Raw genomic sequence first — 14,870 nt, 5'->3', positions numbered from 1 at the left:
TTGTGAATTGAAAACCAAACCCAGAAAGGGTTCTAAAAGCAAAAAATGGCTGCGCCATTTTTTGCTTTGGGATAAATAGTTTATTTAAGGGGAAAAAACTAAAGCTTTGGGAATGGCGCTGATCAGCTTTTGGGTGTATGGCTTTTGAGGATTGGTGTAGATGGATTCAGCGGTGTCCAGTTCGACAATTTCGCCCTTGTTCATCACCATAATGCGATCGCTCATAAATTTAACTACACCGAGATCGTGGGAAATAAAAATATAAGTTAATCCAAATTCTGCTTGTAGTTCCTTTAATAGGTTGAGAACTTGGGCCTGTACCGATACATCAAGAGCAGAAACAGGTTCATCGGCAATGATTAATTTGGGATTAAGTGCCAAGGCTCTCGCAATACAAATACGTTGCCGCTGACCACCAGAGAACTCATGGGGATAGCGGCGCATCGCGCTTTTGGTTAAACCAACGCGCTCTAGTAAATAGGCGACTCTTTCTCTTCTGGCTTCAGCTTTGCGATAACGCTCAAAGCGTTCTTGATGGCTGTGGACGATTAATGGCTCAGCGATCGCATCGCCAACACTCATACGCGGATTTAGTGAGCCGTAAGGATCTTGAAATATAACTTGCAGATCGCAGCGTAACTTTTGTAGGGCTTCTCCTTTTAATTTTGAGATTTCCCGTCCTTCAAATTTGACTGAACCCATCACGCCATTGGTCAAGCCCAGAATTGCCCTACCTGCGGTAGTTTTACCGCAACCTGACTCGCCAACTAGTCCAAGGGTTTCGCCACGATAGACATCAAAACTAATATTGTTGACGGCGACTAGATAGCGTTTTTTGAGTCCTAAAATGCTACGAATTGGGAACTCGATTCTGAGGTTCTGGACAGAGAGAATTGGGGCTTGCTTTTGCAATTCCGCTAAACGAGCAACTGTTTCTTCGGGGGGAACAACTTCTAAATAACGAGAATCACTGGGTTCTTTCTCAACCATTTGCCCATTTTGAATTTCCATAAAGTCGCTCACCGTTGGTAATAAGCGTAACTGGCGATCGGGTTGAGGACGGCAAGCGATTAAGCCCTTAGTATAGGGATGTTTTGGCGATTGGAAGATGGCTTGTGTATCGCCACTTTCGACGACTTCTCCTTGATTCATAACGATCGCATGATCCGCGATCGCTGCCAAAATCCCTAAGTCGTGAGTAATAAAAATCATCGACATCTGACGCGATCTCTGAATCTCTTTTAGCAGTTCGAGAATAGTTGCCTGTACGGTTACATCAAGCGCTGTTGTTGGCTCATCGGCAATAATCAATTGGGGATTGCAGGAAATCGCCATCGCGATCATCACGCGCTGCAATTGACCGCCTGAAAGCTCGTGGGGATAGCGTTCTATTAATTGCTCAGGATTGGGTAACTGCACTTCCTGAAATAGCTGGATCGTGCGTGTCTCGGCTTCCTGCTTAGAAACTTTTTGGTGTAAGCGAATCGCTTCGATGACTTGATAGCCACAGGTAAATAGAGGATTGAGCGATGTCATTGGTTCTTGAAATACCATTGATATGCGATCGCCTCGGTATTTCAGCATTTTTTGTGGCGATACTCGCACTAGATCAAGAGGTACTTCGTCACTGGGGCGAAATATGACTTCACCATTGGTAATTTTGCCAGATTCCCCCAATAAGCCCATGATTGCTAAAGCTGTTGCTGATTTGCCAGAGCCAGATTCACCAACAATGCCAAGGGTTTGTCCTTGGGCAAGATCAAAAGAAATATTTTTGACTGCCTTGACGATACCTTCATCGCCCCTAAAGGAAACCTGTAAGTTACGCACCGAAAGCAATAAATCTTCAGTCTGGACTGGATCTTGGGCTAAAGCGGGGGATTGTGACATAGATTATTAGCTGGCAGAATTATTCATTATTATAGGAGAATTATTAGGAGAGAGCTTAATGCTTTCCTAGTTAATGAATGATTAATAATATGCATCTTCCCTATTCGCAACTACTTACACCCGATCGCGATCGCGCGGCTTTTATAGCTAGTGATGCTGTGGTAATTGGCGATGTGCATCTCAGCGATCGCGTGAATATTTGGTACAAGGTGGTGATCAGGGCTGATGTCAATCGCATGGATATTGGCTACTGCACAAATATTCAGGATGGAGCGATTTTGCATGGAGATCCTGACCAACCTTTGATAATTGGTGAATATGTGACGATCGGGCATCGGGCGGTGATTCACTGTGCAGAAATTGGGCGCGGTTGCTTGATCGGGATGGGAGCAATTCTATTAGAAGGAGTGAAAATTGGGGCGGGGAGTATTGTCGGGGCGGGGGCTGTTGTTACTAAGGATGTGCCTGCGGGTGTGGTGGTAACGGGCGTGCCTGCGAAGGTGATGCGCGAGCTTTCGGAAGAGGAACAACAAAATGCGATCGCCCATGCAGAAAATTATTATCAGTTATCGCTGTTGCATGTGCAGTAAAAAAAGCGGCACAATGTGCCGCTTTTTACTTAATTCAGGATTAAATTCACCAAAGTCCTAACGGCAAAACCAGTGCCTCCAGCATTGTTGTAACCAGAATCGCGCTCAGTCCAGACTGGTCCAGCCACATCAAGATGCGCCCATGCAGTAGTCTTTTCGACAAATTGCTTCAAGAATAAAGCCCCTGTAATCGCACCACCAGCCCGCGAACCTGTATTTTTAAAATCAGCAACTACTGACTTTAATTGATCAAAATAGGGTTCTTCGAGGGGCATCCGCCAGAATTTCTCACCAGCATCCTTAGCGGCTTTAGCGATCGCCTCGGCAAAGTCATCATCAATCGACCACATCCCTCCAATATCCTCGCCCAAAGCGACCACACAAGCACCTGTCAGCGTCGCCAGATCGACGATCGCATCCACACCCAGTTTATCGGCATAGACGAGGGCATCCGCCAAAGTCAAGCGACCTTCAGCATCAGTGTTATTTACCTCAATAGTCTTGCCATTAGAAGCAGTCAGGATATCCCCTGGGCGCATCGCACTACCATTGACCATGTTTTCGCAAGCGGCGACAATGAAATGCACTTCGATGTCTGTAGGTTGGAGCTTCGAGATCGCCTTAGCTGCACCTAGCGCCGCCGCCGATCCGCCCATGTCAGTTTTCATCAGTTCGATGCTGCTGCCCACACCAGTTTTTAGATTCAAGCCGCCAGAGTCAAAGGTTAGACCTTTGCCCACGATCGCTAATTTGCGCTTCGGCGTACCGTTGCTGTAGGTAAGATGAATGAACTTGGGCGAAATATCTGAGGCTCTTGCCACACCAAGGAATGCCCCCATGTTTAGAGCTTCGCATTCGGCTTGTTCGAGAATTTTGACGTTGAAATACTCTGATTCCTCAGCGATCGCCACGGCAGTATCAGCCAGCGTAATCGGCGTAACGACATTTGCAGGTGCAGATACTAACTCACGCGCCAAAATTACACCATCGACGATCTGCTGTGCTTTTGCGATCGCAGGATTGGCTAACTCAGGCTCGGTTTCTAAAATCTCAACTTGCTCTAGAAACTGGGGATTAGCATTTTTGGATTTAAACCGCTTGTCTTGATGTGCTGCAAGTAACACACCCTCTGCGATCGCCTGAGTTGTCAAACTCACATCTTGGTTATAGGTAGGAAAAGCCAGAGCCAGCTTTTTCACCTTCCCCTTATTTGCCCATTTCACCGCCGATGCGGCGGCTTTGCGCCAAACATCAGCATTAGCCTTAGCGGGATCACCCATGCCGATCAAAATCACCTTACGGATCGCATAGTCAATACCCACACGCCCACTGACCGATGTACCAATCTCCCCCGTAAATTCTGACTCAGTAATCAAATCAGTTAAAGTACAAGCTAGAACCTGAATATCCAAGTTTTTCAGTGCTTCAGATAGTTGTAAAGCTTTTTTTTCTGGATTTTCTAATTGCTCATTGCTAGATTTTGGACTAGCAAAAACAGCGATCGCAAGGGCATCACCATGCCAAGCCTGCGGAGCAGTTAATGATGTAAGAATATTCATTTGTGGATACAGTCTGTAAATTTTGTTGCGACGTTACAACTAATATTAACGCCAGTTCGACGATGGCGAAAAAAGGTGGTTATCGCGAAGCGATAACCACCTTTTTTTGCTGTTTTCTTAGAAGTCATGGCAAAGCATTACCCCCAAATTTCTAGGTTTGTACTACAATCTGTAAGGCAAACATACGGCGCTTCTTCTCATTTTGACCCGATAGCATGATGATTGTCACATGTGAGCTATCAGAAGATGATCACAGTAAGGTATGTTAGCTGCTATTTTAATGACGATGAGAGACGGACTGAATTATGCGAATTTATTCCAGTTGGTTGACGCTTGGTGCGAGTTTATCGCTTCTGATTCCAGCTTGGACAGCCAATGCTCAAGAATTTACCATGCCTCTAAAACCTTATACAAAGGTCGTCTTAGAGCCTGATAGTTCGATCAAAGTTACTTCATCAATTAATGAAGTAACTACCCAAAAAAAGGTAGAGATCCTTAAACCCAAACCTGAGTTAGTAAGTAATCAGCAACCTATTCTCCAAGACATTCAGATAGTGATTGCGGCTTTACCGAAAGCCGATGTTTCAGAATCGTCTAAATTGCCTACCTTAGAGACTACTATCCTTCAAGATAGTCTGCGATCGCAACCTGAAAAAGTCAGTTCTTCTACTGAACCTGCCAGAGTAATTCCTAGCGCTGCGGCTTCTAACTCAGGGCAACTTGATCCCGCCCAGACGCTAGTTGTGCCAACGACACCAAGCCAAGTTAGATTGGATATCACCAAGCCAGTCACTCTAGCAGAAATTCTTGACTTAATTGAAAGAACTAATTCCGATGCAATTCAAGCGCGAATTGCTGTAGATCGCGCTCGCGCTGGGCTAAGATTTGCAGAAGCAGGTCGCACTCCCACCGCTTCGAGTTCCTTACAGTATAGTGTTACAGATTCAACGACCAACTTAGCAGCTAACCAGACTAATCAATCCCTCACAGGCACTGTGGGAATTAATTACAACATCTTCGACTCAGGTGTTAACGATGCTACAATCCGCGCTGCTGAGAACAACTTACGAATTGCTGAATCAAACCTTAACCAAGTTAAACAGACAATTCGTCTGAATATTGTCACTGCCTATTACAGCTTGCAAAATACTGATGAAACCATTCGGATTCAGCGTAAAGCTGTTGAAAATGCCGAAAGGAGCTTAAAAGATACAAAGGCTAGAGAACGAGCAGGCGTTGGCACAAAATTTGATGTACTGCAATCTGATGTATCACTTGCTAATTCTAAGCAAGATTTACTCAATGCCGAGGCAGCTCAATTAGTGGCAAGGCGTGAATTGGCTCGACAACTCAACTATCCGCCTACAGTCGAACTTACGGCTGCTGATAAAATTACGCCCGTGCCCGAATGGAAGTTACCAGTAGAAGAAACAATCTTACTAGCAGTGAGGAATCGTGCTGAGTTAGACATTCAGAGATTACAAAGAGAAGTTGCCCGCGATAATGCTAATGCCTCACTAGCAAAGTTAGGCCCACAGGTTAGCGTATTTGCCAACCTCAATGCGGCGAATGATTTTACTAATGGGAGTGGTATTGGTACTGGTTATCAAGTTGGAGCAACCTTAAATTGGACTCTCTATGATGGTGGTAGAACTGCTGCTCAAGTAGACCAATTTAAAGCCGATCAAGCCACTGCTGAAAGTAAATTTGAGCAGGCTGCTCGTCAAGCTCGTTTTGACGTGGAAGAGTCATATATCAATCAGCAATCGCGCCTTAAGCAAATTGACACTGCTACTAAAGCTGTCCAACAAGCTGAAGAAGCGCTGCGTTTAGCCCGTCTACGTCTTGATGCAGGCGTTGGAACTCAGCTTGAAGTAATTACGGCTGAAGCAGCGCTAACTACGGCTGATGTCAATCGAGTGCAAGCAATCATTGGTTATAACCAGTCCCGCGCTAATCTTGAACGAGCTATAAGTGGTTTATAAATACCAAAGCCAAAATGGGAGAGCGCAAAGTGCCCTTCCTATTTTGGCTTTGGTATATTTAAAGTGCAAGACAAAAACTAGGATTAACTATGGTGTCCGCTACAGATGGATTTATTTATGTTTCTTGTCTCTTCATCATTGTGTGGGTTATCCTTAGCACTCAATCAAGTATTAAAAAGCTTGAGCAAAAGATAAAGCGTATGGATCTTTCTCTAAGCTTGCTATTAAATCGAATGGAGATTGAAGTTCCATCTCTACTCTCAGATCGAGTAAAACAGATTGCACTAGATCCCTATCGCAAAATAGAAGCGATCAAGCTTTATCGAGAAGAAACAGGGACAAGTCTTAGAGAATCTAAAGCAGCAATAGAAGAGTTTATTGAACAGAGTCAAAAAAAATGGAGCTAAATGACTATATAGTCTTTTTAGCTCAGCTATAGCAAACCTTGGTTTGCTTGGGACATAAAACCAGAAGATGAGTGGCGGCGCTTTGCGCCACCACTCATCTTCTGGTTTTGGTTTGTACTAGCTAACTCTTTTTTTGCTATAGGATAAATGTCTACCGATAGGTAGTCAAGTTCCCAACTTGCTAACATTTATAAAGATCTCATTAATACAAAAACAAAAAGTGGCTACGCCACTCTTTGTTTTTAAAACCCTTACAGGGTTTGCTTTTTAATTCACAGAAGTGTTGTTACACTTTTGTAAAATGGTATAATTAGGTAGCTACGCCTCAATAATGACGCGGACATTACCGCGCTTTTTATTGACACGACAAGCAGTAGTATCTCCAGAACGCTCAAACTCTAGATCTAATAATGTTTGTCCAATCCGTAAGTTTTGAATGGATAGACGATTAATGGAATTGAGTAAGCAGGGATCGATAATCCGAAGCTGATTATTAGGTGCATCGGGGACAAGATTGACCATGATCGAAATTAATTGGAAGATGCTTCCCGTCGCCCAAGCTTGCGGCGAACAAGCGACAGGATATTGAACGGGAAGACTAAAGCCATCATGCTCGTAGCCACACAACAACTCAGGCGGACGATTATAGGGCTGAGCGATGGTCATATCGATTAAGCCTTGCGCAATTCTCAAGGATTGTTTGACAAGACTATGCGATCGCATACCGCTTGCAATCAAGCTATTGTCATGGGGCCAAACTGAACCAATGTGATATCCCATCGGATTGTAAGCAGGCGAAAGGTTGCTCAGAGTCCGAATACCCCAACCATTGAACATATCAGGAGCATTTAAACGAGCTGCCACACTAATCGCTTTTTCGTAATCAAAAATGCCTAAATTCAAGCAATGACCAGCATTCGACGCAATACTATCAACTTGCATACCTGCACCATCTAGGGCAAGAGCACAATAGTCTTGATCGGGCATCCAAAAATCTTGATTGAATCTCAATTTTAAATCTTGTGCCTGCGATCGCCAGAGTTCAGCGAGATCGAACAATTTTCTTTTTTCAGCTAATTCACTCATGCGGATTTTTGCTGCGTAGACATAGCCCTGCACTTCACATAAAGCGATCGCCCCCTCGGCTATTTCTCCCTTACTATTGACAATACAGTTTTCCGAATCTTTCCAGCCTTGATTGAGCAAACCTTTTTCTGAGGAACGATGATAACGGAGATATCCAGTTTCTTGACAGTTGCGATCAATCCACGCCATCGCCGAGAGCGCATTCGACCATAGCTGATCCAACGTTGGCTGATCAGCAGTCCAAGCATAATATTCGGCATAGAGCATTAACCATAGAGGTGTAGCATCGACAGTTCCATAGTAAGGAGTATGGGGGACTTCGTGACAACGTGCCATTTCTCCAAGCCTGATTTCATGGAGGATTTTCCCTTTTTGCTCATCTTGCCATTCGTTATCAACTTTGCCTTGAAAGTGAGCTAAGACCGAAAGCGTATCACGGGCGATCGTGGGATCTAAAACTAAAGTTTGTGAAGCCGCAATTATGGAATCTCTCCCAAATAGGGTCGAAAACCAAGGGACTCCCGCCGAAAGAAAATTATGTTTTTGTGATGTCTGTCTGAGCAAATAAATATCCTGCACAGCGCGATCGATTACATGATTTAGAGATTTATTATCAGTTTGAATTTTAGTAATTTGCTCAGTCCAGAGCTTCTCTTCTAATAATTCCTCTGTTTTTGCCTGTGCAAAGGTTTCAGGAACACTAACGATTGAAGTGGGACAATTATTCGTAAATAGATGAATACGATATCCAATCGTTCTCGATTCATGGGCGGCTAAATCTAAATGCCAGATGGCAGTATGATCTTGAATCTCTTGGGGCTGAAAAGAATCAAATTGAATTCGTGATTCCATCACAGAGCCGTCTAATCCTTCATAGGCAAGCACTATTTCTTTAGGCAACATTTCCACAGATTTCTGATCTTGATTCGGTAGATAGCGAAGGAAATTGCCCCTTTTTTCTCGCTTAGATCCTCTCACTTCAAATAAATCCAGAAAATCCGCATCTAAGCTTAAACTGAGCGTAAAGCTAACAGGATGGGTATTGTAGTTAGTCACTTGTGTCTGCTCAAAAAAGCCACCTTTAATCACAATTTCACGATGGATATCAATGGTTTCCGCCTTAATGTGACCACCATTTTTATCATCAATTTCGGGATTTGCACATAAAACTGTCATCGCAAAGCCTTTACGAGCCGTACTACTAAAGGCAATCGGCGATCGCCCTTCAATTTGCAACTCTAGGCGACTGAGAAATCTAGTGTCACGACAGAATAATCCCATGCTGTCTTCAATACCACCAAGGCGACAGCTTAAATCAGAGATATTGCCTAATGTGTCCGTGATTAGAAATAAGTCATCATCCTTTAGAGTCAATGTGGAAATAGGATGCTCACCAATCACACAAACCCAAGGGGAAATCTGGCTTTTATCAAGAGGAATAAATGATCTTCCATTAACTTCAATTGTCGTAGGCTCAAGAGGCTCAATTATGGATTGTGAAGTTTTATCAGGCATGTTATTTAGTAGAATTTTTTACTGAGATTGATTTCTTTAATTACACTGCAAGCCCATAGCTAATCTTGGTGATTTTTCCTTTAAAGTACAGTCGAAGATCTATGGTTCTCTCTTTGTTGATATTCTCCATAGTACTTTCTTCTCTTTCCCTAAACTTTTCGCTTATGGATAATGCCTTGGCAACAAATCATTTCGGATTGCTTTAGACCTGTTAGGCAATAGTGATTAAAAATCGCCAAAAACCTTAAAAACTTTGCAGAGATTAGAATTCAAGGATTTTAATTGAACATCCTTTTAGGTTACAGGTTTTTTTGAACTTATTCTACAAAAAGTCTAATCTTTTAATGATTGATATGTATTAAATGTTCGATTTCATTACAAATATATATCTTGAAACACTAAGGCTTTGATTAGTGTTAACATAGATAATAACGAATTACACAATAGGAATTTCCTACTATCTCTAAGCGATCATTAAAAGCCTCACTATCAGGAATTAAACAAGCTAAGCAGCAGTTTAATAGTAAAGGTTGGACTCAAGAATATCTTGCCATTGAAGTCGGTATAAAAACACGTCAACCGATTTATCGTTTTTTTGCAGGAAAAGCAGTTGAGCGGTTTACCTTTTTTGAAATTTGTGCAAAATTAGATTTGGATTGGCGAGAGATAGCTTCCAATCCACCAGCGGAACCTAATGATACTGATACTGATAAACTTGCGGCAGTTTCTAATAGTTCTAATCTTGCTACTATCTCTGCACTTCCTACCGTTCCTGTAGAAGTTGATAAACGACATTATGGACTTAATGAAAGTGTTCACCAGTATTGTGCTGAACGAGCTGCCCAAATCTTAAAGCGCGATCTCAATGAGCTGCGTCTGATCACTTGCAATTTAGACGGTGGGTGTTCTCTAGCCGCAATCCACAATGGTCAGATCATTGATACGGTTACAGGATTCACTCCTTTAGAGGGGTTGATGATTGATTATAGCTCTGGCTCAATTGACCCAAGCGTTTTGAGTGAAATGATGCGACAAGATAACAACACTGATGATTCTTCAAATCGAGAAGTGGTTAAAGAATCGAATTTAATGTCTGCTGCTCAAGTGTCAGATGACCCACGATCAGTAGCATCTGAGGTTGAAACGGATAATTCTAGAGCAAAACAAGCCTTGGATATTTACATTCATCGTTTGAGATCGTGCCTTGGTTCCATGTTGATGATTTTAGGTGGTATGGATGGTTTGGTATTTACAGCTGAATTAAGTGAAAATTCGGAGATCATCCGCGAGCTCATTTGCCAATCATTGAAGTTTCTAGGATTAAAACTCGACTTAGAACAAAATCAAAGCGATCCAATAGATTCAGACATTGCCACAACTGATTCTAAAGTCCGCGTGTTAGTGATTCATCCTCAAGAAAATTAGAGATTTTCCGTTTTTTCATTCCGTAAAACTTTTCAAACATGCTCTTAACTTCAGCAAGAATATCTTTTCCGTCGCGATCTCAAAATATTTTTTCAACCAATGTATCTACAATAAACACGGTCACTATGTAAACTCATAGCTAATCTTGGTGATTTTTCCTTTAAAATAGAGGCGAACACCTTCTGGATGCTCCCATCCAACTTCGCCTTCTAAGGGAATTCGCATTCCATTACGAACAGAATACTCCCTGAAATTACCTACCCAAGGCATAAACATCAATTTGTCATCAACTACACGATAACAACGAGATTCAGCTCGCATACTTGTAATTAACCCTTCAGCATCAAACTGAAATACAACAGAAGCAGTTGTCTCGCCATCCGTCAAAGTGGCTCGGCTAGAATGTTGATCGATCTCTTCCCAGACCACACCTTGACTAGGTAGTAACGATGTCGGATACCAAACCGTTTCCGCAAGGAAGCGTAATAATTCGCCTTGATTTAATTCAGGAGTATTGTGCATTTTAGCAACCGTGAGAAGACCGAACACTGAGGCTTGTAAATTCCCTTCTCCTAGCAGATATGTATCATGAACAAATACATTTACGAATGGAATCAATGGAATCATCTGAATTTTTGCATCCCAATCAAAGCCTAACATTTGCGTAGTCACAAGTTGCGTAGCAGTAAACTTATGCCATTTATCCTCTGTTTCATTCATATGAAACTGTCCGTACTGAGAGAGGGAAGCCTTTGTGACGATCGCTTGTCCATCCCTAAGCACAGTCTTAAAAAATCGTTGTACAGGCTCTGGTAAATCTACGATCTCTTTTTGATCATAGATTTTAGGCTGAATTAATTGCTGTCCATTTGTCAGTTTGATTCGTAATTTATCAGTCTCAGACCGCCAGCGATCGCTCCCGTACATCATAACAATCGCAAACAAGGCTACGATCAAGACAATAACAGTGACTATTAGTGGCAATTTCAACGAATACGTCATGAATAACCCTAGACTCAAGCTAAATCCAGCTAGTATGAAGACTACAGATCGCCATGTTTGGATAAATATCATTTTTCTATGTAAAATTTTAACTATGACAGGCGATCGCTTGATTCAGAGAATGAATTGCTTGAGTTGATTGAATACGGTACAAAATGTAACTGAATGGCGCTGAAATCAAATAACTCGTTAAGAGAATCTATATTTACCCAGAGTTTCTGTTCCTTATAGCAAAGTTATCGCGATCGCAGTAATGGCTAACACATGATTGTTGTCAAGTAAAGGCATCTATTCAACAGCAGGAATATCCAAAATAGCTCCGCTAAACAGCTTAACGCTCTTGGAAGATCCTTTTGATCTATACATAGCTCTATCAACCTGCTTAAAAAGGATATCAGCCGTTTCTCCATCTCTAGGACATATGGCAATCCCAATAGAAGCTCCTACAGAAACAATGGTTCCGTCAAAATCACAGTCCTCAGAAATTCGAGCAACCATCTTATTAGCAAGTTTAATTACTTCCTCTTCAAGCTTGATGTTTAAGAGAACACAGATAAACTCGTCGCCGCCCCATCGACTGACGATATCTTCACCACGTACAAAATCTTGTAAACGTTTTGCCACAGTGATCAACACCTTATCGCCAACGTCATGACCGTAAGTATCATTAATGTTCTTAAATTTATCTAGGTCGATGAACATGAGCGCGAGTTTCCAACCATGCCGTCTTGATTGAGTCAATCCATGATCGAGATGCTGTTCCAGCAACAAACGATTTGGCAATCCTGTGAGTGGATCATGAAGTGCACTATGTCGTGCATCTTTCTCCTTTGCTTGAGATTCCGATAAATCAGTACGCAACTCAAACAGCTCTTTTCTTGTCTGCCTCAGTTCAGATTCGATATCGATTCTCTCCTCCACCTGCTTAGTGAGTTCGGCATTAACATAATCCAGATCTTCCGCAGCTTTTACCACCTTTTTTTCGACTTCTTCGTTCTGAGCAATCACCTCTTCGATGGTCGGAAATGGAGGCAGGACTTTAGTGTCATTCGTAAGGACTGCATTCACCGAACTAATTTGTACCGCAGCCTTCTCGACATCTGCTTTGATTTCTTCACTTTGTTCAAGTAAATGTTTGAGAGGAATTTTCATGTCAAGTGTCGGCTCTTTAAAAGCACTAAAGTTAGCTTTAATCTCATTGTCCATATTATTTCTCCACATTAATAACATAAGGTGGATATTCTAAGATTCTTACTAAGTCTTATTTATAGCTATAAGCATAGTCATTCTATTGTTTAAAATAATGGTTGAGTAATGTATTAATTGATTGAGTTGTATGAAAACGTAATATATATTTACAAATTTATCTTCGCGATCGCGGGCACTGGTTATACCAAAACACAAAGTGGCACAGCCATTTTGTGCTTTGGTATAACCCTTACAGGGTTTGGTTTTTAATTCATAAAAGTGTGATAACACTTCTGTGAATTGGTATTACAATCTACTCCAGATAAATCTACTCCCTTCTTGTAGCTTTCTGCGAGTGCAAAACAGAAACTCTTCTTGTCTGGATGTCTATCGATAATGAGTATTTTTTCACTGTTTCATTTTTTAAATCATTATTTATTCATTAGATAACCGCCCAAGCCAGTTAACCATAATACAAGTGAATACACTATCCATCTTTCTGTTCCGCCAATACCAATAAAAGGGACAATAATGGCGGGAAAAAACACGGCGATAGACCAAGTAAGTAATACAACTAAACCAAGTAGAATCACAATATATTTGAAAGGTGCTGAAGCAATTTTGGCGGATGCGATCGCTGAAAATCCACCAGACAAGAATGTAAGCATTGCAAACATTCCATGATACGGAGTTTTGTCTCCAGAAAAAACTCCAATACCCACTAAACCGAAACCAAATAGACTAAGTGGAATGCTAATAAGCAATTTTCTGAAATATCTATGCTGATAAAATGTTGCTGTCAAAGTCATCAGCCCTGACAACAGCATTGTGGTATTAAAAATGCTCGAAGACGGCTGATAGATTATGCTGTTGGGCGGTCTGGTTGCGCCAAGATCGCTGATTTCGCTGCTAAAAGTTGTATAACCAGTACCTGATGGATACAATGCCTCAGCAGTGATAATGCCCATCAAGGCAATTGAACCAGCAAGAAAGAATAATAAACCAGAAAGTCTTAATTTATTCATGACAGATTGTTTCACTTGATTTTTTATCTGAAACGTCCGCTTTTAACTTCTTTTCTTGATTCCCCCCAGCCCTTTCACAAATTCCGTAACTTGGGGAGAGCCAATATACTCTATTGACCCAATACCTGATACTGATGCATCCAACTGTTCACTAACATTGACCAATGCACTACCGACACCTTTATTCCGAACTGTAGCTTGCTTTATCTCCAAATCTTTGCCATCAAAGCTTCCGACTCCAGAAAGGTCGAGATCTAGTACATCAACATTTCCTGCAATCGCCACACTACCCACACCATCAAGCGAAACCGATAACCGTTTACCCTGAATACCGTTGACTTCTATGCTACCAACTGCTTTAGTGTACAAATTCTCTAGAGTCTTAACCTCTACCACAAATTCAACAGGCTTAGTTGGATTGACGCTTGACCCGTTTACATTGTTGATATACAAGGTTTTATCAGCCACATGACTCTCTAGGATTGGGAGAATATTTTCCTCGGCAATGATCGTAAGAGACTCTTTCCCATTCTGGATCACCTTGAGCTTACCTACAGATTTAAAGGAAATAGAGGAGAACGAAGTTACTTCTCTAGACTCAGTTTTGAAGACTCCATCTCCTCTAATTCCAATCAAGCTCAAAGAGCAGCCTGTAAATATAATTAAAGACACTAAAAATACAGTCAAACGATATATCCACTTATTTTTCATTAAATTACTCGCTTGGCAATCATAATGAATTGATATTTTTCTATAGCTATCATGTTTCTCAATTCATAATTTGGTAGATGGTAATGATAAAGATAATTGTTAAAATCGATGTGTAAATTAACATCGTGTACTTGGATAACCAATTAGGAAGATAAATTGCGAAATTATCTTCTGTGGAATTTGAGTATTTTCGAGCCATCAAAGTCAATGGGCATTGGAGTTTAAAAGTTGGCAAGGCTATTCCTTCTAGCATTATCAAGCCATAGCCAATCCATAGCCAGACATCGATTTTGTTAGCGATCGCCGCATAAAGCATATAGAAAATCACAAAGTTGAAGAATATCCAAATCAGAGTGTGAATGACTTTAATGAGTATTAATTTGGTATTACTATCCATTTGGATTGTCTATAGTTATCAATAATTCACTCTCTAGAGACGTAAAATTTTCACTATGACAGGCGATTGCTTAATTTCTTGAATGAATTG

The 14,870-nt window shown here is 41.5% G+C and carries 14 protein-coding genes; 5 read left to right on the top strand and 9 right to left on the bottom strand.

The features are described from left to right. Positions 1-84: 84 nt before the first annotated feature. Entirely contained in the window at positions 85-1,890 is a 1,806-nt protein-coding gene (locus CQ839_RS05240; RefSeq protein ID WP_103667226.1) for an ABC transporter ATP-binding protein, read from the bottom strand. 77 nt (positions 1,891-1,967) lie between these two features. Between CQ839_RS05240 and CQ839_RS05235 the strand changes: the two genes are divergently transcribed. After that, a complete protein-coding gene (locus CQ839_RS05235; RefSeq protein ID WP_258040630.1) occupies positions 1,968-2,480 on the top strand; it encodes a gamma carbonic anhydrase family protein in 513 nt (170 codons plus the stop codon). Between the two features lie 29 nt (positions 2,481-2,509). Here the strand turns inward: CQ839_RS05235 and CQ839_RS05230 are convergent, their stop codons facing one another. Further along, positions 2,510-4,039 carry a leucyl aminopeptidase gene (locus tag CQ839_RS05230; RefSeq protein ID WP_103667225.1) on the bottom strand — a complete coding sequence of 510 codons (1,530 nt, stop codon included), beginning with the start codon at positions 4,037-4,039 and terminating at the stop codon, positions 2,510-2,512. Positions 4,040-4,344: 305 nt separating this feature from the next. On the opposite strand from CQ839_RS05230, the gene CQ839_RS05225 reads away from it, so the two are divergent. Together CQ839_RS05225 and CQ839_RS05220 are read left to right on the top strand one after the other, a co-directional pair. Continuing rightward, the gene (locus tag CQ839_RS05225) at positions 4,345-6,024 is read left to right on the top strand and encodes a TolC family protein (protein ID WP_103667224.1); all 1,680 of its coding nucleotides are present in this window, start codon (positions 4,345-4,347) and stop codon (positions 6,022-6,024) included. A gap of 200 nt (positions 6,025-6,224) precedes the next feature. Continuing rightward, complete coding sequence (locus CQ839_RS05220; protein WP_181016114.1) at positions 6,225-6,431, top strand: hypothetical protein; 207 nt, start codon at positions 6,225-6,227, stop codon at positions 6,429-6,431. A 26-nt stretch (positions 6,432-6,457) separates the two neighbouring features. On the opposite strand, the gene CQ839_RS25050 is transcribed toward CQ839_RS05220, so the two are convergent. Beyond that, entirely contained in the window at positions 6,458-6,619 is a 162-nt protein-coding gene (locus CQ839_RS25050) for a hypothetical protein (RefSeq protein WP_181016113.1), read from the bottom strand. Between the two features lie 130 nt (positions 6,620-6,749). Beyond that, on the bottom strand, positions 6,750-9,032 hold the full coding sequence (locus tag CQ839_RS05215) for an amylo-alpha-1,6-glucosidase (RefSeq protein ID WP_103667222.1): 2,283 nt from the start codon (positions 9,030-9,032) through the stop codon (positions 6,750-6,752). 651 nt (positions 9,033-9,683) lie between these two features. Between CQ839_RS05215 and CQ839_RS05210 the strand changes: the two genes are divergently transcribed. After that, complete coding sequence (locus CQ839_RS05210) at positions 9,684-10,457, top strand: hypothetical protein (RefSeq protein WP_181016112.1); 774 nt, start codon at positions 9,684-9,686, stop codon at positions 10,455-10,457. Positions 10,458-10,580: 123 nt separating this feature from the next. Here the strand turns inward: CQ839_RS05210 and CQ839_RS05205 are convergent, their stop codons facing one another. Beyond that, positions 10,581-11,459 (bottom strand): DUF6920 family protein, encoded by an 879-nt coding sequence (locus CQ839_RS05205; RefSeq protein ID WP_103667220.1) that lies wholly within the window; start codon positions 11,457-11,459, stop codon positions 10,581-10,583. On the opposite strand from CQ839_RS05205, the gene CQ839_RS25045 reads away from it, so the two are divergent. Next, positions 11,458-11,598, top strand: coding sequence for a hypothetical protein (locus tag CQ839_RS25045; RefSeq protein ID WP_181016111.1), 141 nt, complete (start codon positions 11,458-11,460; stop codon positions 11,596-11,598). The genes CQ839_RS05205 and CQ839_RS25045 overlap by 2 nt on opposite strands. A gap of 149 nt (positions 11,599-11,747) precedes the next feature. On the opposite strand, the gene CQ839_RS05200 is transcribed toward CQ839_RS25045, so the two are convergent. From CQ839_RS05200 to CQ839_RS05180, 4 genes are all read right to left on the bottom strand, one after another. Beyond that, positions 11,748-12,665 (bottom strand): GGDEF domain-containing protein, encoded by a 918-nt coding sequence (locus CQ839_RS05200; RefSeq protein WP_103667393.1) that lies wholly within the window; start codon positions 12,663-12,665, stop codon positions 11,748-11,750. A gap of 413 nt (positions 12,666-13,078) precedes the next feature. Beyond that, a complete protein-coding gene (locus tag CQ839_RS05190) occupies positions 13,079-13,672 on the bottom strand; it encodes a DUF998 domain-containing protein (protein WP_103667219.1) in 594 nt (197 codons plus the stop codon). Positions 13,673-13,714: 42 nt separating this feature from the next. Continuing rightward, positions 13,715-14,383 carry a GIN domain-containing protein gene (locus CQ839_RS05185; protein WP_103667218.1) on the bottom strand — a complete coding sequence of 223 codons (669 nt, stop codon included), beginning with the start codon at positions 14,381-14,383 and terminating at the stop codon, positions 13,715-13,717. 58 nt (positions 14,384-14,441) lie between these two features. Then, the gene (locus tag CQ839_RS05180) at positions 14,442-14,780 is read right to left on the bottom strand and encodes a hypothetical protein (RefSeq protein WP_103667217.1); all 339 of its coding nucleotides are present in this window, start codon (positions 14,778-14,780) and stop codon (positions 14,442-14,444) included. Positions 14,781-14,870: the final 90 nt, after the last annotated feature.

Source organism: Pseudanabaena sp. BC1403 (assembly GCF_002914585.1).
Classification (GTDB): domain Bacteria; phylum Cyanobacteriota; class Cyanobacteriia; order Pseudanabaenales; family Pseudanabaenaceae; genus Pseudanabaena.
This window is presented reverse-complemented; position numbering and strand designations above follow the sequence as displayed.